Here is a 19,252-nt window from a genome sequence, read left to right as displayed (position 1 = left end):
TTCAAGGTTAGCCTTTCAACACGTAATTGGGACAGAGCCAAAGTTAAGGGCGTAGCCATTGGCCACGCCCTTGTATGTCTGAATGAGCAGCGGCGCTACCGCCCGCCATCGGGGGAGGCGCCGCGAAAGAGGGTTCATTTCGTCTGGGTGGCGGCTTCAATGATGAGGGCTGTCACCTCGTCGGCTTGAGACCAGAGACGCATGGCTGGCCGTGAGCGTGATGCATTTGCGTGGCTGGATCCGCGCCGCCATCCGTTGCTGGTTATCCGGGCTTATCATGCGGTCTTCGCTGGAGATCTGGTACCAGCTCGGCTTCTGCTGCCAGGCCGGCGCCTGGATGTTGTTGCCGAAGGTGGAACCCAGTGGTGCCTTCTGGGTGACGGCCATCACCTGCGCCTCTTCCGGGGTGAGATCCTGGCAGAAACTGGCGTGAAACTCGCTTTGCTTTAGCCAGAGATAACCGTCACTGTCGGGGACTATGTTGGCCATGGCTACCGGTGGGCTGGCATGAGTAATGGTGCCTGGGCTCTCACCCGCATCGGGAGCGAAGGCGGCGATATAGACCAGGCCGATGACGTTGGGCATGTCGCCCATCTCGGTGATCACGGCGCCGCCGTAGGAGTGACCGACCAGCAGCACGGGACCGGCCTGCTGCGCCACCATCTTGCGGGTTCGCTCGGCATCCTCAGCCAACGAGGTCAGGGGCAGCTCAACCGCATGCAACTGGGTAAAACCGTGTCGAAACAATTGGGTGATGACTCTGCGCCAGTGCATGGCACCGCCCCAAAAGCCGTGAACCAGAATGATGGTGGGTTGTTCGTTCATGGTGCCGTTCTCCTCGTGGTAACCAGGCGGCCACTTGTGGGTCGTTGACAGTACACCAGTATAGTGACGGCCAATCCAGTGAGTCGCGGCTGGCCTGCACGCGGTTTTTGATCTGGTGGCAAGCTTGCTAACATGCCAGCCACCCCGCATCCACCCCGGCAAAAGGTCATGGGTGGCATGGTGCCGGAGATTGACGTCCCAGCTCATGCTCAATCATCAGGTCGACGACGACAAGGTTCGGCGATGCCTGTTCTCACCTTTCAAGAGGGAAGGGATGACGTGGCATCCACAGCCATGTTGTTTATTGCGGGCTCACTCGGTGATCACTCAAGGAAAAGTGCGTGCTGAAAGAAAACTTCAATGAACTCCAGCTCTTTCTGGCCGTTGCGAGAGAGCGAAGCTTCACCCGGGCGGCGAGCAAACTGGGGGTCTCCCAATCCGCCCTGAGCCATGCCATCAAGGCGCTGGAAGAGCGGTTGAATATGCGTCTGCTGACACGTACCACCCGCAGTGTGGCGCCTACAGAGGTGGGAGAGAGGATCATCGCCTGCCTGGAGCCCCGCCTGGCGGATCTCGAGCTGGCGCTGGGGGCCATCCTTCAGATCAACGGTACCGCCACCGGCAACCTGCGCCTCTCCGCCGGTGAGCATGCGGTGCGTAGCCTGCTGTGGCCGAAGCTCAAACCCTTTCTCAAGGCCCACCCGCAGATCAAGGTAGAGCTGGTGGTCGACAACGGCTTCGTCGATATCGTTGCCGGGCGCTTCGATGGGGGTGTCCGGTTGGGGGAGAGCGTCGACAAGGACATGGTGGCGGTGCGGATAGGGCCTGACATACGCATGGTGGTGGTCGGCGCTCCCGCCTATCTGGCGAGCCGGGGCACGCCGCAGACGCCCCATGAGCTGTCGCATCATTGCTGCATCAACATGCGCCTGCCCACCGCTGGCGGCCTCTATCACTGGGAGTTCGAACAAGGCGGCAAGCCATTGCGGGTAAGAGTGGAGGGCCAGCTGATCCTCAATCTGCTGGGCGAGCGGATCGAGGCCGCCGAGGAGGGACTGGGGCTTGCCTGTGTGCCGGAAGACATGGTGCAAGGGGCCTTGGGGGCGGGGACCCTGGTGCAGGTGCTGGCCGATTGGTGCCCCACCTTCGCGGGTTATCATCTCTACTACCCGAGTCGCAAGCAGCACACCCCCGCCTTTGCACTCCTGATTGAGGCGCTGCGTCATGGGCAATGAGGGCCTTGCCAGCAAGGATTGACGATAATCGCCAGACCCGAGCAAGGCCCATCTTGCCATCAACGCCCGACGTGGGCCTGCAGCGCGGCCGGATAACGATCTCCGACGATCTGCACCTGCTCGAGCAGGCCGGCTATCTGAGCAAGCTCCGCCGGTGTCAGCCCCAGCTGCGCCGCCCCCAGATTCTCATCGAGGCGCGGCAACTTGGTGGTGCCGGGAATGGGCACTATCCAGGGTTTCTGTGCCAACAGCCAGGCGAGGGCGATCTGGGCCGGGGTGACCCCTCTTTGTGCGGCCAGCGCACGGAGCAACGCCACCAGTCGCTCATTGGCCGCCAGCGCATCGGCGGCGAAGCGGGGCACCTTGCTGCGAAAATCGTCCGCCGCGAAGGTCGTACCCGTCTTGATGGCGCCAGTCAGGAAGCCTCTGCCCAGCGGGCTGAACGGCACAAAACCTATTCCCAGCTCTTCCAGCAGCGGCAAGATTTCCCGCTCGGGCTCCCGCCACCAGAGGGAATATTCACTCTGCAGCGCCGTCACCGGTTGGACCGCGTGGGCTCGCCGAATGGTCTGGGCACCGGCCTCCGACAGGCCAAAGTGCTTGACCTTGCCCTCGGCTATCAGATCTTTCACCGTGCCAGCGACCTCTTCAATCGGCACCTCGGGATCGACGCGATGCTGATAGAGCAGATCGATCACTTCCGTCTGCAGGCGGCGCAAGGAGCCTTCGACCGCCGCCCGGATATGCTCTGGGCGACTGTCGAGGGGCCGTTGTTGGCTGTCATCGCCAAGGTTGAAGCCGAACTTGGTGGCGATCACCACCCGATCCCGCAGCGGTTTCAAGGCCTCACCCACCACCTCTTCGTTGAGATAGGGGCCATACACCTCGGCGGTGTCAAAGAAGGTCACGCCACGCTCCACGGCGGCGCGAATAAGGGCGATCGCCTGGTGGCGATCGGTGGCCGGGCCATAACCCTGGCTCAGCCCCATGCAGCCAAGGCCGAGCGTGCTGACGCTCAGGCCGGATTGACCAAGAAGACGGGTCTGCATCATCAAGTTCCTCAATGGGTTATTGGTGTTCGAGTCGTGTTCGCGGGTTTAAACGTCGAGCCGGCGGCCGGTCAGCCACTCCACCCTGGCCGGATCCCGGTGAGAGAAGAAGGCGCTGGTACCGGTATCCAGGGCGGCTACCTGCAACATCTCTGCGTCGCTCAATGTAAAATCGAAAAGGTCGAGGTTTTCCGCCATTCGCCCTTTGCGCACCGTCTTGGCGAGGGAGGGGATGCCGCGTTGCAGCAGCCAGCGCAGCACGACCTGGCCCACGCTCTTGCCATGGCGCTCGCCAATGGTCGCGAGCAGCGGGTGCTGGAACAGGCCGTTGCGCCCCTCGGCAAAGGGGGCCCAAGCCTGGGGCATAATGCCGCGGCTCTGCATCCAGGGTACGGGGTGCAGCTGCTGATGGAAGGGGTTCACCTCTATCTGGTTGACCGCAGGGGGGATCTGGTTGAAGGCGACGAGATCCGCCAGCCGATCCGGGTGGAAGTTGCTGACCCCGATGGCGCGGCACTTGCCCGCCCGATGGAGCTCTTCCATGGCGCGCCAGGCGCCATGCACATCCCCGTAGGGCTGATGGATGAGGTAGAGATCCACATGGTCCAGTTGCAGCCGGTTCAGGGATCGCTCGAATTGGGCCTTGGCCCCCTCGTAACTGGCGTCCTGCAGCCACAGCTTGGTGGTGACGAACAGCTCGCCGCGCTCGATCCCGCTGCGCCTGATCCCGTTGCCCACCTCGGTTTCATTCTGGTAGGAGGCGGCGGTGTCGATGAGGCGATAGCCGCTCTCGATGGCATCGATGACGGCCCGCTCGCACTCGGCTGCCTCCGTCATCTGAAAGACCCCGAAACCCAGCTGGGGCATGGCGTTTCCGTTGTTCAATCGGACTGTTTGCATGACGTTATCCTCTCTGTGCGGTGCAGGTAGCATAACGCGGCAGCATTCATCGGATTAGATAGCGGTATCCGCTAGGGCCTATCGACCGGGCTCATCAATCGGCGTGCCTCGACCCGGATCGCACCGGACGAATCACCAGTTTTTTCGCTGTCGTCTTCACGAGGAGGGCTCTTCGCGGTGGGGATGCTCCCTCTTATCTCAGCCCCGGTTGGTCATCGCCAGCGTCAGACGCGGCTCTTGAGCAGACGAAATGCCCGGTAGACACGGGACTTGGCGGGGGAAGCGGCAAGCTGGCGGCAGGAATCCGGGGAGAAAAAATCCATCATATTGATTTGGCACTATATTCTAGAACGTGATCGGGCAGGGCATGGCCGTTGCAAAAATGACCGTCAGGCACAGGGGTCTGGTCGCCACTGACTCCGCTTGTCATAACAAAATGATTTCTCGGGAGAAAAGCCCACCTTAACTATGGTCAGCCGAGGGGCTTTTTTTGTATTATCCCCCTCTTGACCTTATTTAGCCTAACAGGCTCCTGTTCCGGGAGTGGTGACGAGGAAGACATGCAACAGCTTGAAGAAGTAGTCGGCCAGGCCAAGGCCGAAATTGAGGGCGTCAACGACGTTGCGACCCTCGACGAGATCCGGGTCAAATATCTGGGTAAAAAAGGCTTTTTTACCGAGCAGATGAAGACCCTCGGCGCCTTGTCCGCCGAAGAGCGTCCCGCCGCGGGTGCCGTGATCAACCAGGCAAAGCAACAGGTTCAGGATGCCCTGAACGCGCGCCGCGATGAGCTGGCCGCCCAGGAGCTGAACCAGAAGCTGGCTGCCGAGACCATCGACATCAGCCTGCCGGGCCGTCGCATCGAGAACGGTGGTCTGCACCCGGTGACTCGCACCGTCGAGCGCATCGAGCGCCTGTTTGGCGAGATGGGTTTCAAAGTGGAGCGCGGTCCCGAAATCGAAGATGGTTTCCACAACTTCGATGCCCTGAACATCCCGGCCCATCACCCGGCCCGGACCGATCACGACACCTTCTACTTCAACCCGGACCTGATGCTGCGTACCCACACCTCAGGTGTGCAGATCCGCACCATGCAGCAGCAACAGCCGCCGATCCGCATAATCGCGCCGGGCCGCGTCTATCGTAACGACTACGACATGACCCACACCCCCATGTTCCACCAGGTCGAAGGCCTGCTGGTAGACGAACATGCCAGCTTTACCGAGCTGAAGGGGATCTTGCACGACTTCCTGCGCAACTACTTCGAGGAAGATCTCACCATCCGTTTCCGTCCCTCCTATTTCCCGTTCACCGAGCCGAGCGCCGAAGTGGACGTGATGGGCAAGAACGGCAAGTGGCTGGAAGTGCTGGGCTGCGGCATGGTGCACCCGAACGTGCTGCGTTCGGTCGGCATCGATCCGGAAAAATACTCCGGCTTTGCCTTCGGCATGGGCGTTGAGCGCCTGACCATGCTGCGTTACGGGGTCAACGACCTGCGTGCCTTCTTCGAAAACGACCTGCGCTTCCTCAAGCAGTTCAAGTAAGGGCGAGAGAACATGAAATTCAGTAAATCCTGGGTGATGGAGTGGGTCCGCACCGAGTTGAGTGATAACGCACTGGCCGAACAGATCACCATGGCCGGTCTGGAAGTGGACGCCATCGAGGCGGTGGCCGGTCAGTTCAACAATGTCGTGGTCGGTGAAGTGGTCGAGTGCGCCCAGCACCCGGACGCCGACAAGCTGCGGGTGACCAAGGTCAACGTGGGCGAGAGCGATCTGCTGGACATCGTCTGTGGCGCGCCGAACTGCCGCACCGGCCTCAAGGTCTGCGTGGCCAAAGTGGGTGCGACCCTGCCGGGCGATTTCACCATCAAGAAGGCCAAGCTGCGCGGCCAGCCGTCCCACGGCATGCTCTGCTCCTTCAGTGAGCTCGGCATCGAGGTGGAAGCGGACGGTATCATAGAGCTGCCGGCCGATGCCCCTATCGGCACTGACATTCGCGACTACCTCAATCTCAATGACGTGGCGATCGACGTGGATCTGACCCCGAACCGGGCCGATTGCCTCGGGATTGCAGGGCTTGCCCGCGAGATCGGCGTGCTCAACAGCGTCGACGTGGTCGAGCCGAGCTGGACTCCGGCGCCTGCCACCATAGACGCCAGCTTCCCGATCCGGGTCGATGCGCCGGCAGACTGCCCCCGTTACCTCGGCCGTGTCATCAAGGGGCTGAATCTGCACGCCCAGAGCCCGCTCTGGATGCAAGAGAAGCTGCGCCGTGGCGGCATTCGCTCCATCGATGCCATCGTCGACATCACCAACTTCCTGCTGCTGGAATATGGTCAGCCGATGCATGCCTTCGATCTGGCCAAGCTGGACGGGGAGCTGGTGGTACGTCGTGCCAAGGCCGACGAGCCCATGACCCTGCTGGACGGTAACGAGGTCAAGCTCAAAGAGACCACGCTCGTAATCGCAGATAGCAAAGGCCCTGCCTGCATGGCCGGCATCTTCGGCGGCGAGCGTACCGGTGTGTCCACCGAGACCACCGACGTGCTGCTGGAGTGTGCCTTCTTCGCGCCGCTCTCCATCACCGGCCGCGCCCGTGCCTATGGCCTGCACACCGACTCCTCCCACCGCTTCGAACGTGGGGTGGATCCACAACTGCAAGCCAAGGTCATGGACCGCGCCACCCGTCTGCTGCTGGACATCTGCGGCGGCGAAGCGGGCCCGGTGGTCGAGGTCAAGTCTGACGCTCATCTGCCGAAGGCTGCCCCCATCAAGCTGCGCCGCACCAAGCTCGACAAGGTGATCGGCATCAGCGTGGGCGATGCCCAGGTACTCGAGATCCTGACTCGCCTCGGCATGCAGGTGACGGTAGAAGCCGATGGCTGGACCGCACTGGCGCCGTCCTGGCGTTTCGACATCGCCATCGAGGAAGACCTCATCGAGGAAGTGGCCCGTATCTACGGCTACAACAACATCCCGAACCTGAAACCGGCGGCCTCTCTGGCCATGGTCGAGCAGGCGGAAGGTCAGGTGACCCTCAAGCGGGTGCGCGACTTGCTGGTGGACCGTGGCTTCCAGGAAGCCATCACCTACAGCTTCGTGGATCCCAAGGCCCAGCAGACCCTGTTCCCGCAGAGCGACGCCATCGTGCTGCCGAACCCCATCTCGGTCGAGATGTCCGCCATGCGCGTCTCCCTGTTCCCGGGGCTGGTGCAGGCGGTGGTCTACAACCAGAACCGTCAGCAAGGTCGTGTGCGTCTGTTCGAGCAGGGCCTGCGCTTCATCAAAGACGAGAGCGCCGAGAACGGCATCCGTCAGGAGCCCATGCTGGCCGGCATCATCACCGGCAACCAGAGCGACGAGCACTGGGACATCAAGAGCCGTGGCAGCGACTTCTTTGATTTGAAAGGGGATCTGGAAGCCGTGCTGGATCTCACCGCCGAAGGGGCAACCTTCAGCTTCGAGCGCACCGAGCACAGTGCCCTGCACCCGGGCCAGAGCGCGGTCATCCTGCGCAACGGCGCCGTCATCGGCCATATCGGCGTGATCCACCCGAGCCTCGAGAAGAAGCTGGGTCTCAAGACCCGTGCCATCATGTTCGAGCTGGAGTTGAACAAGCTGATCCCCGCCAAGGTGCCGGTTGCGGCCGAAGTTTCCCGCTTCCCGGCCAACCGCCGCGACATCGCCGTGGTGGTTGACCACCAGGTTCTGGCCGGTGATGTGCTCGCAGTAATTAAAAAAGTTGGCGGAAATCAGTTAGTTGGAATAAACTTGTTCGACGTATACCAGGGTGCTGGTATGGCAGAGGACAAGAAGAGCCTGGCCATCAGTCTAGTTTTACAAGACAACCAGCGCACCCTGGAGGAGAAAGAGATTGCCGAGACCGTAGACAATGTCGTGCGGGCCCTCGGTGAAGAGTTGAATGCATCCTTGAGGGATTGATCTATGGCGCTTACCAAAGCCGACATTGCAGAGCACCTGTTCACCCAACTCGGGATGAGCAAGCGTGAAGCCAAAGATATGGTGGAAGCCTTCTTTGAGGAAATCAGACAGGCGCTTGAGCGCGGTGAACAAGTCAAGATTTCAGGCTTCGGTAACTTCGATCTTCGCGAGAAGAACCAGCGTCCCGGACGTAACCCCAAGACGGGCGAGGATATTCCCATCAGCGCCCGGCGGGTGGTGACCTTCCGGCCTGGCCAGAAGCTCAAGGCCAGGGTAGAAAATGTTGAACCCAACGAGTAATAGAAAGCCAGGCAACCGCCTGGCTTTTGCGTTTCGATGAGAAAAATACTCCTCCTGTTGGGGGCGCTGCTGGCCTTGCCACTGCGCGCCGCCGTGCTTCCCCTGTCGTCTGAGACCCAGGCGTATGTCGATTCACTCAGCGAACTGACCTTCTGCTATCCCGCCCTGCAGCGCCCTCCCTATCTGGAAAAACAGGGGGGATTGCTCATCGATCAGATGAAGCGGCTGGCACAGCAACTGCCGGTACCCCTGCGCTTCGAGAAGCTGCCCAACTGGTCGGCGGTGGAGCAGGGGCTGCTCGACGGGCGTTGCGATCTCATCCCCCATGTCGGCCCCTCCTTACAGACGCTGCCGGGCATGGCGCTGAGCCGGGCCATGCTGGAAGCGGAGTCCGCCATCCTCTATCAGGGGGAGCTCGAGCACGCCACCTTTCTGGTATCGCCCATCTGGCAGGCACAGGAGACCCTCAAGCGGCTCTATCCCCTTTCATCCCAGCAGGAGCTGACCGATGCCGATAACTGGTATGGGGCGCTGATCGCAGGCAGGGGCAGCGCCTATCTGGGGGATTATCTGCAACTGCGCTACCTGATGCGCGAATACCCGGACGAGGGGCTACGCCTGCGGCGCCTGCGCAGCGACGATCTGGTGATCGGCTACCGGCTGATGATGCGCGATCGACCCGAGTTGCTGCAACTGGTGGACACGGCGATCCGTTTCCTGCCGCCGGGCAGTCTCTATCGGGATCTGGGGCGCTATCTGCCCCAGAGCGAGCAGGACATCAATCCGCTGCACTTCAACGACAAGGAGCAGGCTTGGCTTATCGGCAACGCCCGCACCATCAAGCTGGTGGCGGATCCCGGGTTCATGCCCTATAGCGGCGTCAATCAGCAAGGGGATCTCGTCGGCTGGAGCGGCGACGTGCTGCGGCGGGTGAGCCGGCAGACCGGGCTGGATTTCGAGCTCATTCCGGTGGCCAGCAAGGAGGAGGCGCTGGCCAAGCTGCGCAGCGGGGAGGCCGTCATGATGGCCGGCCTGCTGGAGTCTCCGGCGCTGGAGGCGGAGTTCGACTTCACCCGTACCGTGGCCATGAGTCGTTACGCCCTGATCAGCCGCAAGCGCATCGCTCATCAGTCCCTTGCCGAGGTCAAGGGCAAGGTGGTGGTGCCCAAGATGCTGTATGACACCAGCCTGCTCGCCCTCTTCGGGCAACATGAATGGGTGGAGGCCGACGATCTGGTGCAGGGGCTGGCGGCGGTGCAGGACGGCAAGGCGGAGGCCATGCTGGCCGAGCTATATCAGTTGCAGTATCCGCTGCGCAACAACCAGCTGAGCGAGCTGACCATCAAGGAGCTGCCCCAGACCTTCGGGCTGGGGTTTGCCATCCGATCTGATCAACCCAGGCTGGCGGGGGTGATCGAGCAGAGCCTGATGACCATCAACGATCGGCAGGTGGATGAACTGGTCCAACGTTGGCGCCGGCTGATCCTCACCCAGCAGGAGGGGGTCAGTTACGGCTTCTGGCTCGGCTCGGTGTTGCTGGCGCTGCTCGTCAGCGCGGCCGTGATCTGGTCGGTCTGGCGCTCCCGTCAGCAACTGGCCCAGGAGGCAAGGGAGCGGCGCAAGGCCGAACAGGCGCTGGCGCTGGAGAGCAAGTTCCGGGAGTCCCTGTTCCAGGCGCTGCCCGTGCCGGTGTTCCTGCGCAATGCGCAGGGGGAGATCATCAAGCGCAACAAGCGGGCCAAGCGGCTGGAGGCGCGCTACTCCGCCGCCCTGGTCCTGCCTGCGCCCCAGTTGCAAGGGGCGGAAGGGGAGTTTGCCCTGCGCGAGCAGATCTTCTCCTACGCCCAGATCCCGCTGCGGTTGGGGGAGCAGGCGCCGGCCGGCGATCTCATCGCCCTGTCCGACATCAGCGCCCTGCGCGAACGCACCCGGTTGCTGCGCCAGGCGGAGCGCCGTCTGCGCGCCCTCACCAATACGGTGCCCGGGGTGGTGCTCCAGTTCACCCTGCACAGGGGCGCCATCTCCCGGGTGGAGTTTGTCAGTCGCGGCAGCTATGAGCTGCTGGGGCTGGCCAGCCAGCAGATCCGGCTCAATCCCAACGAGACCCTCACCCGGCTGGCACACCAGGACAGGCGGGAGATGCGGGCGCCCATGCTGACCATGTTGCAGATGGGGCGCCCCTTTGCCCATCTGCTGCGCTATCGCCATCCGACCAAGGGCACCTGCTGGCTGCAGTTCTCCGGTCGGGGCCGTCGTCAGGGGGAGGGATGGCGCATCTATGGGGTGGTACAGGATGTGACCATCCGGGTCGAGCAGGAGAAGGCGCTGCAGATTTCACACGAGCAGGCCCAGCAGGCCGTGCTCGCCAAGGGACGCTTCCTCGCTGCCGTGAGCCACGAGATCCGCACCCCCATGAACGCCATTCTGGGGTTGCTGGAGTGGCTCGATCAGACCGAACTCTCGCCGGAGCAGGCATCGGCGCTGACCCACGTCAGGCAAGCGGGTAACGAGTTGCTGGGGCTGCTCAACGACGTGCTCGATTTTAGCCGCAACGAGACGCGCCAGCTGCGGCTCTCGCCCCAGCCAACCGATCTGGTGGAGCTGTGCGAGCACGTGGCGGCGGTGCACTGGTCCAAGGCGCGCTCCAAGGGGTTGCAACTGCGCCTCGCACTCGATCCCGCGCTGCCGGCACTGATGGAGCTCGATCCCCATCGAGTGCAGCAGGTGCTGCATAACCTGATTTCCAATGCCATCAAGTTCAGCTCGGTTGGCGAGGTGGTGATATGGGCGCGGCGCCAGGGGGAGTGGATCGCGTGCGGGGTGGATGACGAGGGGCCCGGCATCAGTGCCGAGTTGTTGCCCCGGTTGTTCCTGCCCTTCGAACAGGGGGAGGCGCCGGGTCAGACGAGGGCGCAGGGCACCGGGCTCGGGCTTGCCATCTGCCGTCAGCTGATGGAGCAGATGGGAGGCACCATCGGGGTCGAGTCACTGGCCCATGGCGGCAGCCGCTTCCGCTGCACCTTGCCCCTGCGCCCCCTGCAGGAGGGATCTCCCTGGCAGCCAAGGGTGCGCGAGATCTGCCTGCAACTGGTGGGTGAGGAGCTTGACTACATGCGCAGCTGGCTGCGCGAGGTAGGGGTGACGGAAACACCGACCGGGCCCTGCCTGAGCGCCACGGTGGATGAGCGGGGCCTGCGCCACTGGTACTGGCAGGACGAGCCCTGGATCCCGGGCTCAGTGGTCACCCTGTTGCAACCCAGGCTCAGCCAGGGGCCCGAGGAGATGACCAGCCTGCCGGGTGCAGGCATGTGCGTCTTGCTGGTGGAAGATCACGAGGTGAATCGGGTATTGATCAGCATGCAGCTCAGCCAGTTGGGTGCCCGGGTACTGAGCGCCGCCAACGGTCGTCTGGCGCTCGAGATCCTGCAGCACGAGTCGGTCGATCTGGTGCTAACCGACCTGCAGATGCCGGTAATGGACGGCGCCGAGCTGTGCAAGCAGTTGCGGGGCTCTGCGGCCTGGCAGCATCTGCCGGTCTATGTGATCACCGCCGACTTGAGCGAGCAGGCGGCAGAGCGGCTGGCCGACTGCGGTTGTCACGGTCATCTGGACAAGCCGGTCCTGTTGAATGATCTGGCCATCTTGCTGCGTAGCGTCTCCGGCCAGGGGGGCGAGCTTGCGATCGCGCAGGAGGAAGATGCCGTAGGTCGGTCCGATAGCACGTTGATCCCGCTCAGCCCCGAGCTTGTCAGCCTCTATCTGGCATCGACCAGGCAGGATTTGGCCGACATTGAGCGCTGTGTCACACAAGGGGATGGGACAGCCCTCAAGACTGCTTTACACAAGATGAAGGGGGCCGCCAAAATGGTGGGGGCCAGCCAGCTGGTACAGGTCATCGAAACCTGGCAGCAGGATCCTGAACACCCCTTGATTGAGCCGCTGACAGAGGCCGTGGATGAGGTCTGTCGGCAACTGAACAAGAGAACATGAGATGATCATCACAGAGGAAGAGTTGTTAGCGCTGCTGGAGGAGGACGTGAGCCTGGAGTCCCTGTTCCACCCTGTCAGCATCTATGCCCTGGATGCGGTCTCCTATCAGGCGGTAAAAGCGGTGGGAGTACCTGCCTATGCCAGCTTGCATCGCACTCAACCCGACGCCGACTGGCGCTGGGAAGGGGGATTCACCGCCAGTGACATCGCCCTGTTCGATCCGGCGGCCCATGTGGGAAAGGCCTATGCCGAGCAGTTGATGACCCCGGGACGGGGGATCTTCCAGATGACGGACCCCTGGCTTGCGGGACTGCAGGAGCGAGAGCAGCGCTGGCGCACTTGGCTGGCGGGATTGCGGGTGCTGTTACTGGAGGATCACCCCTTCCAGGGCGCCTGCATTGCGCAGGAGGTTCAAGGGCTGGGTTTGCCCTGCCACTGGGTACAGAATGGTGACGCCTGCCTCCAGGCCCTGGAAGGGGGCGAGGTGGGGCTGCTGATTTGCGATCTCAGCCTGGCGGAACAGGATGCCATCAGCTTGCTGATGGGCCACCCCCAGTCCTGCCGCAATGGTCTGCCCATCATTTTGCTCTCCGCCCACGATCAGACTCTGATCGACGGTGCCCGTCGCCTGCTGCACGATGCCGGTTTCAATGTGCTGGCGGCACTGGCCAAGCCGCTCAAGAACAACGATCTGCTGCGTCTGCTCAAGGCGCTGTATCTGGGGCCGCAATACCCGCTGAGGCTCGGCGGCTTGAAGCGGACCATCCGCAGCTGGCAGGGGGATCCCCTCGGCCAATTCGGCTTGCTGGCGGATGCCGCCTCATCGAATTTGCCCATCTGGCTGGCTGTGAGCGGGCTGCCTCCCTACTGGGATAAGCTCAAGGCGTGGCTGGAGCAGCACGGCCGGCAGGCGGTCGAGTTGACCCTGGTGGTTCACAAGCGGGATCAGGTGCTGAGTCAGGCGGATCGCTTCGCCTTGGCGTTGCAGGCGAGCATGGCGGGGGGACGCCTGGCGCTGCTGCTCGACAACGCCCAGCATCTGCCATTCGATGAGCTGGAGCGGTTGCCGTTCCAGTACCTGTTGCTGGGACAGCAACTGTTGCAGGAGCTGGAGGCGATGGCGGTGGACTCCCTGCTTGGCCGCTTCATCGGCCGTGCCAGAGAGTTAGGCATCGCCCTCTATCTTGACGATCCCTTCAACGTGCAGGATGTCGCCCTCTGGCAGGATCGCGGCATCTCGGGGCGCTGGTGACGCGCTATCTGTGCTGGCCGGCCGACGAGGCGCGTCTGCGCGCGGGGCTGGCGGGCTGGCTGCATCCCGCCGGCCGGAGCGCGCTGCCCATCATGATGGTGGTGGGTGGGCGAGATTGCTGGTTGCGGGAGCTGGCGGGCTACGACAGCGCCCTGCTTGAGACTGCCTACGCCGCCCAGAGCGAGCAGAGTATTTATCTGCGCTTCATGCGCCCCAAATTGCCCCCCAGTGCCGAGCAGGTCGCCTTTTTTATCGATTATCCTCGTGCTCCCCAGATTGGCCTGCTACTGACCGATGCGGACGGCGTGCCTCTGGCCATGGCCCAGTCCATCCAACGCCGGTTGCACCCGGATCGGGCCGAGTTCTCCTGCATAGTCGCAGACCACTTTCAGCATCGCGGGGCCGGGCGGCGCATCTTGCTGGCGCTGGCCCTGCTGGCGCGGGCGGAGGGGATCCGGGAGTGGACGGCGGAGGTGCTGAGCCAGAATCGCCCCATGCTGGCCCTGCTCAAGGGGTTGGGGTTGCCGCTGACCCTGGTGACGGGGCGGGAGATGATATTCGTCAGGCTGGACTTGAGCGTGCTCGACGGCCTGGATCAGGATCGCTCATAAGACCAAGGGCGAATGTGCCTGCTTCGCCCCCTGTGCTAAGGTCAGGCTGTCATTCGTCGGAGGAAATCCACCATGGTGCAGTCAGCCAAACATATCGTGATCCTCACCGGTGCCGGCATCTCGGCAGAGTCCGGCATCAAGACATTTCGGGCCAGCGACGGCCTGTGGGAAGAGCACAGGGTTGAGGATGTGGCGACGCCGGAGGGCTATGCCCGGGACCCCGTGCTGGTGCAGCGCTTCTACAACGCGCGCCGTGAACAACTGCAAAGAGCCGAGATCCACCCCAATCCGGCCCACTACGCTCTGGCCAGGCTGGAGCGTTTGTTGCCGGGGCGGGTGACCCTGGTGACCCAGAACATCGACAACCTGCACGCCGAGGCGGGCAGCAAGAGCCTGATCCACATGCACGGGGAGCTGCTCAAGGCACGCTGTCCTGTGTCGGGCCAGGTGATCGAGTGGCGCGGCGATCTGCATCAGGATGAGCTCTGCTCTTGCTGTCAGCTACCCCAGCCGCTGCGACCTCATGTGGTCTGGTTTGGCGAGATGCCGCTCGGGCTGGACAGGATCTATAGCGCCTTGGCGCAATGCGATCTCTTCATCTCCATCGGCACCTCCGGGGCCGTCTATCCAGCGGCTGGCTTCGTGCACGAGGCCGGTCTCAACGGTGCCCACACCATAGAGCTCAATCTGGAACCGAGCGAGGTGGGCAGCCAGTTTGACGAGAAGCGCTACGGTCCGGCGTCCGTGCTGGTACCGGCCTTCGTGGATGAGCTGCTGCTGCAGCTGGGCGTGCATCAGCCCAAGGCCATCCCGGGGCACAACTGGATGGAGATGCGCGGCCAATAACTATTGCGTAACAACACAGTTGCAATGGGTTAATGAAGTCGCCACACTGGCCCATAAAATCCCGAATGCAGCTGGCGCGACCCAAGATGCGTATCTCCAAGCACTGGTTTTCTTGTTTATTGCTGGCGCTGATCACCTTCGGCGCCCAGGCCTATTCCCCCCTGCTGCAGCTGGTGCTGGCTGACAAGCGGGTCGTCAATCTGGATGAGGCGGCGCTGGCCGCCTTGTCCCAGACCGAGTTCAAGACCCAGACTCCCTGGACCACGGGCACCCACAGTTACCGTGGCCCGACCCTGGCATCCGTGCTGGCGGCGCAGGGGGTCGAGCACGCGAGTCTTATCGAGGCCTCTGCCCTCAACGGCTATCAACAGCAGCTGGATCTCTCCCTGTTCGAGCAGGTGCCGCTGGCGCTGGTGCGTTATCAGGATGACAAGCCGCTGACGCGCCGCAACAAGGGGCCGCTCTGGCTGTTGATGCCCTTCTCGGCATATCCCGAGCTGGATGTGCCCACCATTCACAGCGGCATGGTGTGGCAGGTGATCCGCATCGAGGTCATCAAGTGACCCGTCGTCAACGCCACAATCTGCTGCTCGCCCTCATCTCGCTCTCCTTCCTGTTCTCCTCCGTCTGGGGTCTCTACCTGCAGAGCCGGCACGAACAGCTGGTCGATATCTTCTATCGCAACACCCACTGGAATATCAGCCAGGCCATGCTGGAGTCCCAGCGCTTCCTCTACGATCTGCGACTCTATCGGGTGGGCGAGCTGGACATGGCCACCCTGAGCCTGGATTACGATCTGTTGTGGAACCGGCTGGACATCTTTTTGGTCAGCAGCGAAACCGCCGATGCGCGTGCCCGGCACGGACTGGGGGAGGTGCTGGCCAAGATGTTTTACCAGATAAAACTGCTGGAGCCCCAGATGCAGGCCGGCGCACTGCAGGAGGGGGAGGCGCTGGACCGGATCCAGACCAATCTTGCCGAGCTGACCCGCCAGGTGGAGCAGATCGGGGAGCATATCCTCTCCGGCCAGGAGCGGGAGGCCTCGGTCAACCAGATGCGCCAGAGCCTGTTCTGGCTCCAGATCTGGCAGCTTATCCTGCTGCTGACGGGGGGAATCCTGGTGCTTGCCCTGATTAGGGCGAACCTGCAAAACCGTCGCCTCTCCCTGATCGACCCCATGACGCGGCTGGGTAATCGCCGTGCCCTGCAGGCGCAGTTGAGACAAGCCTTGTTGAAGAGCCCGACCTCAAGCCTGGTGGTGCTGGATCTGAAGCGTTTCAAGCAGGTCAATGATCTGCTCGGCTACCAGGTCGGCGATCGCCTGCTGCAGACGGTTGCCGCCAAGCTGCGGCAGGCCCATCCCGGGCGAGCCTATCGCCTGGGTGGCGATGAATTTGCGGTGTTCCTGGCCGGCGATCAGGCGCAGACAGATGAGCAGATGACCGCCTTGCAAAGCCTGTTGCAGTTCGAGTTTGTGACCCGGGAGAGCAGCTTCGATCTTGCCTGCCGCTTCGGGGTGGCACGGGCCGAGCGGGGGACGGATGGCAATCTGTTGCTGGAGCAGGCCATATTGGCGCTCAATCAGGCCAAGCGGGACAATGCTGCCTTGGTCTGGTTCCAGCCCGGGATGCGAGCCGCCCTGAACGTGCATCAACGCCAGCTGCATCAGCTGCGGGGCTGGCTGGAGGGGGTGGCAACATCCCCACTGGAGGCCGTGCGGGATGAGCTGGAAGACGAGCAGGGTGAGCGGGTCGTGGCCATCAGCCTGCGCTGGCGAGCAGGCCAGGAGTGCGAAATGAGCTGGCTGCAGGCGCATGGCATCCTGGGCCCAGTGGTGGCTCGGCTGCTGGCTGACGCAACCGGTTCGTTACCGCAACTTTTCAGGCTGCAGCAACAGGCGCAATTGGCCCATGTGCTGGCCTATTTGCCTGCACTGCCCGAGGGGAGGTTGATCCTGGCGTTGCCGACCCTGGTGCCGGATGCCGTCTTGCTGGCGCAGGTACGCCAGAGCGGCTGCCTGCTGGCGCTGCGTGAGCTTGGCAGCCAGGCGCCTGAGCTGCTGCAGGCCGGTTGGCCAATTCGCTACTGGCTGCCAGCCCCTTCCGAGTTCGAGGCCTTGCTGCAACCCCTGGCGACCAGGCTGGCATTGCGGCGCCTGGTCAGGACCGCGCCGGCGCAAGGCGAGGTTGGCGTGGCCTGAGTTCGCGCTGTGAATGGAAAAAGAGAAGGGCAGCCAATGGGCTGCCCTTCTCATTATCTCTTGCTCTTGCTCGCGTCGGTTCAGTCGAGCAGGGGAAGGAAGGGAGCGCAGGAGTCCCTGATCACCAGGTCAGGGTCGACGGTGATCATGTGATTATCGATGGTCTCGCCGTTGATCCTGGCCAGCAGGCGGGTGACGGCGAGGCGACCCAGCTCCTCTTTCGGCTGATTGACCGTGGTCAACGGGGGCGACATGTATTGGGCCAGGGCCACGTTGTCGTAGCCGACGAGGGAGAGATCCCGCGGGATGGCGAGGCCTGCGCGGTGCGCTGCGCTGATGACCCCCATGGCCATCATGTCGTTGCACACGAAGAGCGCACTCGGTCGTGTCGGCAGAGCCAGCAGGTGGAGCATGGCGTCGTGACCACTGGCACAGTCGAAATCCCCCTCCAGGATCCAGGACGGGTTGATGGCCAGGCCAGCCTCCCGCATCGCCTGCTCGAAGCCCGCCAGGCGCTGATCGGCAGGGGCCCGGCTCTGGGGGCCCGTGATGCAGCCGATATCGCGGTGACCGAGCTCGATCAGATGGCGGGTGGCAAGATAGCCCCCCTGATGGGAGTTGTCGGCGATGAGATCCACCTCGCGGCTCTCCATGCCCCAGTCCATCACCACCACCGGCAGGCTCTTGAGCCAGTCGAGCTGGTTGAACACCTCCTGTTGCCCCTCGCTGCACATGATGAGCAGGCCATCCACCCGTTTCCTGAGCATCATCTTGAGGTAGGAGAGGGCGGTCTCGGCCTGGCCCTCGGTGTTGCCCAGCATCAGGTTGTAGCCTTGCTCGAAACAGTAACGCTCCACCCCGCGCACCACCTCGGCGAAGAAGGGGTTGCTGGAGGTGGTGACCAGCATGCCGATGCTGTTGGTCTCCTTCACCTTGAGGCTGCGGGCCACCAGACTGGGGGCGTAGTTGAGCGCCTGCATGGCCGCGAACACCCGCTCCCGGGTCTCCTGCGCCACGACGCGGGTCTCGTTGATGACGTGGGACACCGTGGTGGTGGAGACTCCCGCCCGCGCCGCGACCTCCTTGATGTTGGCCATCAGTGTCCCTGCGCGGCTTGCGCGAGCAGGAATGTGTCGACTTCGGCCTTGGCCGGGATGGAGCTCTGGGCACCGAGTCGGGTGACCGACAGCGCCGCCGCCCCGTGAGCGAAGCGCACCGCAGCGTTAAAATCGGCTCCCGCAAGCTCAGCCGCCAGCAGGGCGCCATTGAAAGTGTCCCCTGCGGCAGTGGTATCCACAGCTTCTACCTTAAATCCAGGTGCAAGCATCTGTCGGGAACCGTTGCTGCAATAGACCCCCTGGGAGCCAAGGGTGATCATCACCTCCGCGATGCCCATCTGGTGGAAGCGGGCGGCTGCCTCTGCGGCGCTGGCCTCGTCGGTCACCTTGACCCCGGTCAGCAACTCGGCCTCGGTCTGGTTGGGGGTGATGAGATCCACCAGCGCCAGCAGATCGGCTGACAGCGGTTGGGCGGGCGCCGGATTGAGCACCACCCGGGTGCCCTGGGTGCGAGCCAGCCTGGCGGCTTCGAACACGCTCTCGAGCGGCACCTCCAGCTGCAGCAGCAGGGTATGGGCGTTGGCAATCAGGGTCTCATGGCGCTTGACCATGGCGGGGGAGAGGGCGCCATTGGCTTCGGCGGAGATGCCGATGCTGTTCTCCCCCTCGTCGCTCACATAGATGATGGCGATGCCGGTGGGCAGCCGCTCATCCTGCTCCACCGCGCTGACGTCGATGCCGTCGCCGGCGAAGCCAGCCTTCATCTGATGGCCGATGGCATCATCGCCGATGCGGGCGATAAAGGAGACGGCCGCACCGAGGCGGGCGGCGGCCACCGCCTGATTGGCCCCCTTGCCACCGGGGACGACCTGGTAGCCGTGGCCGGTCAGGGTTTCACCGGGACGGGGAAAGTGGGGGACGCGCAGCACATGATCCGCATTGACGCTGCCGAGAACTACGAGACGATTCATATCGATCACCCTTGCTTGAGAACATCTTGGCTTGAGTGGGCCCAAGCCGAGCGGCTCTGTAAGAACCAGCA

General features: G+C 63.0%; 15 protein-coding genes. 10 read left to right on the top strand and 5 right to left on the bottom strand.

The window, feature by feature from the left end; all coding sequences use genetic code 11:
- Positions 1 to 156: 156 nt before the first annotated feature.
- Positions 157 to 825 (bottom strand): alpha/beta hydrolase, encoded by a 669-nt coding sequence (locus tag LG30_RS21030; protein ID WP_152599353.1) that lies wholly within the window; start codon positions 823 to 825, stop codon positions 157 to 159.
- A gap of 341 nt (positions 826 to 1,166) precedes the next feature.
- Between LG30_RS21030 and LG30_RS0116790 the strand changes: the two genes are divergently transcribed.
- A complete protein-coding gene (locus tag LG30_RS0116790) occupies positions 1,167 to 2,060 on the top strand; it encodes a LysR family transcriptional regulator (protein WP_033131845.1) in 894 nt (297 codons plus the stop codon).
- Between the two features lie 59 nt (positions 2,061 to 2,119).
- Here the strand turns inward: LG30_RS0116790 and LG30_RS0116785 are convergent, their stop codons facing one another.
- Complete coding sequence (locus LG30_RS0116785; RefSeq protein ID WP_033131850.1) at positions 2,120 to 3,109, bottom strand: aldo/keto reductase; 990 nt, start codon at positions 3,107 to 3,109, stop codon at positions 2,120 to 2,122.
- 48 nt (positions 3,110 to 3,157) lie between these two features.
- Complete coding sequence (locus tag LG30_RS0116780; RefSeq protein ID WP_033131844.1) at positions 3,158 to 4,009, bottom strand: aldo/keto reductase; 852 nt, start codon at positions 4,007 to 4,009, stop codon at positions 3,158 to 3,160.
- A gap of 560 nt (positions 4,010 to 4,569) precedes the next feature.
- Between LG30_RS0116780 and pheS the strand changes: the two genes are divergently transcribed.
- The 9 genes from pheS (at position 4,570) to LG30_RS0116735 (ending at position 17,152) form a co-directional block, all read left to right on the top strand.
- Positions 4,570 to 5,553 carry a phenylalanine--tRNA ligase subunit alpha gene (gene pheS, locus LG30_RS0116775; protein ID WP_033131843.1) on the top strand — a complete coding sequence of 328 codons (984 nt, stop codon included), beginning with the start codon at positions 4,570 to 4,572 and terminating at the stop codon, positions 5,551 to 5,553.
- Between the two features lie 12 nt (positions 5,554 to 5,565).
- Positions 5,566 to 7,953 (top strand): phenylalanine--tRNA ligase subunit beta, encoded by a 2,388-nt coding sequence (gene pheT, locus LG30_RS0116770; protein ID WP_033131842.1) that lies wholly within the window; start codon positions 5,566 to 5,568, stop codon positions 7,951 to 7,953.
- Positions 7,954 to 7,956: 3 nt separating this feature from the next.
- Positions 7,957 to 8,253: an integration host factor subunit alpha gene (ihfA, locus tag LG30_RS0116765; protein ID WP_005300715.1), complete on the top strand. Its 297-nt coding sequence runs from the start codon at positions 7,957 to 7,959 to the stop codon at positions 8,251 to 8,253.
- A 54-nt stretch (positions 8,254 to 8,307) separates the two neighbouring features.
- Positions 8,308 to 12,243, top strand: coding sequence for an ATP-binding protein (locus LG30_RS0116760; protein WP_033131849.1), 3,936 nt, complete (start codon positions 8,308 to 8,310; stop codon positions 12,241 to 12,243).
- 1 nt (position 12,244) lies between these two features.
- Positions 12,245 to 13,495 carry a response regulator gene (locus tag LG30_RS0116755; RefSeq protein ID WP_033131841.1) on the top strand — a complete coding sequence of 417 codons (1,251 nt, stop codon included), beginning with the start codon at positions 12,245 to 12,247 and terminating at the stop codon, positions 13,493 to 13,495.
- A complete protein-coding gene (locus LG30_RS0116750) occupies positions 13,492 to 14,106 on the top strand; it encodes a GNAT family N-acetyltransferase (RefSeq protein ID WP_033131840.1) in 615 nt (204 codons plus the stop codon). The genes LG30_RS0116755 and LG30_RS0116750 overlap by 4 nt, the downstream gene beginning before the upstream one ends.
- A gap of 72 nt (positions 14,107 to 14,178) precedes the next feature.
- Positions 14,179 to 14,952 (top strand): Sir2 family NAD+-dependent deacetylase, encoded by a 774-nt coding sequence (gene cobB, locus LG30_RS0116745; protein WP_033131839.1) that lies wholly within the window; start codon positions 14,179 to 14,181, stop codon positions 14,950 to 14,952.
- Between the two features lie 86 nt (positions 14,953 to 15,038).
- Positions 15,039 to 15,515 (top strand): putative pterin-binding protein, encoded by a 477-nt coding sequence (locus LG30_RS0116740; RefSeq protein ID WP_033131848.1) that lies wholly within the window; start codon positions 15,039 to 15,041, stop codon positions 15,513 to 15,515.
- Positions 15,512 to 17,152 carry a GGDEF domain-containing protein gene (locus LG30_RS0116735; RefSeq protein ID WP_033131838.1) on the top strand — a complete coding sequence of 547 codons (1,641 nt, stop codon included), beginning with the start codon at positions 15,512 to 15,514 and terminating at the stop codon, positions 17,150 to 17,152. Before LG30_RS0116740 ends, LG30_RS0116735 begins: the two co-directional genes overlap by 4 nt.
- Positions 17,153 to 17,232: 80 nt before the next feature.
- Here LG30_RS0116735 and LG30_RS0116730 read toward each other — a convergent pair whose 3' ends face one another.
- A complete protein-coding gene (locus LG30_RS0116730) occupies positions 17,233 to 18,249 on the bottom strand; it encodes a substrate-binding domain-containing protein (RefSeq protein ID WP_033131837.1) in 1,017 nt (338 codons plus the stop codon).
- Positions 18,249 to 19,181 (bottom strand): ribokinase, encoded by a 933-nt coding sequence (gene rbsK / locus LG30_RS0116725; RefSeq protein WP_033131836.1) that lies wholly within the window; start codon positions 19,179 to 19,181, stop codon positions 18,249 to 18,251. Before rbsK ends, LG30_RS0116730 begins: the two co-directional genes overlap by 1 nt.
- Between the last annotated feature and the right edge of the window lie 71 nt (positions 19,182 to 19,252).

Source organism: Aeromonas aquatica (assembly GCF_000764655.1).
Taxonomy (GTDB): domain Bacteria; phylum Pseudomonadota; class Gammaproteobacteria; order Enterobacterales; family Aeromonadaceae; genus Aeromonas; species Aeromonas aquatica.
The sequence above is the reverse complement of the archived record's forward strand: the minus strand, read 5'-3'. Positions and strand labels throughout refer to the sequence as shown.

Coding starts and splice junctions, on each gene's coding strand:
- cobB (WP_033131839.1), top strand. CDS start 14,179: ATGGTGCAGTCAGCCAAACATATCGTGATCCTCACCGGTGCCGGCATC.
- LG30_RS0116780 (WP_033131844.1), bottom strand. CDS start 4,009: ATGCAAACAGTCCGATTGAACAACGGAAACGCCATGCCCCAGCTGGGT.
- LG30_RS0116785 (WP_033131850.1), bottom strand. CDS start 3,109: ATGCAGACCCGTCTTCTTGGTCAATCCGGCCTGAGCGTCAGCACGCTC.
- LG30_RS0116755 (WP_033131841.1), top strand. CDS start 12,245: ATGATCATCACAGAGGAAGAGTTGTTAGCGCTGCTGGAGGAGGACGTG.
- ihfA (WP_005300715.1), top strand. CDS start 7,957: ATGGCGCTTACCAAAGCCGACATTGCAGAGCACCTGTTCACCCAACTC.
- LG30_RS21030 (WP_152599353.1), bottom strand. CDS start 825: ATGAACGAACAACCCACCATCATTCTGGTTCACGGCTTTTGGGGCGGT.
- LG30_RS0116730 (WP_033131837.1), bottom strand. CDS start 18,249: ATGGCCAACATCAAGGAGGTCGCGGCGCGGGCGGGAGTCTCCACCACC.
- pheT (WP_033131842.1), top strand. CDS start 5,566: ATGAAATTCAGTAAATCCTGGGTGATGGAGTGGGTCCGCACCGAGTTG.
- LG30_RS0116740 (WP_033131848.1), top strand. CDS start 15,039: ATGCGTATCTCCAAGCACTGGTTTTCTTGTTTATTGCTGGCGCTGATC.
- rbsK (WP_033131836.1), bottom strand. CDS start 19,181: ATGAATCGTCTCGTAGTTCTCGGCAGCGTCAATGCGGATCATGTGCTG.
- pheS (WP_033131843.1), top strand. CDS start 4,570: ATGCAACAGCTTGAAGAAGTAGTCGGCCAGGCCAAGGCCGAAATTGAG.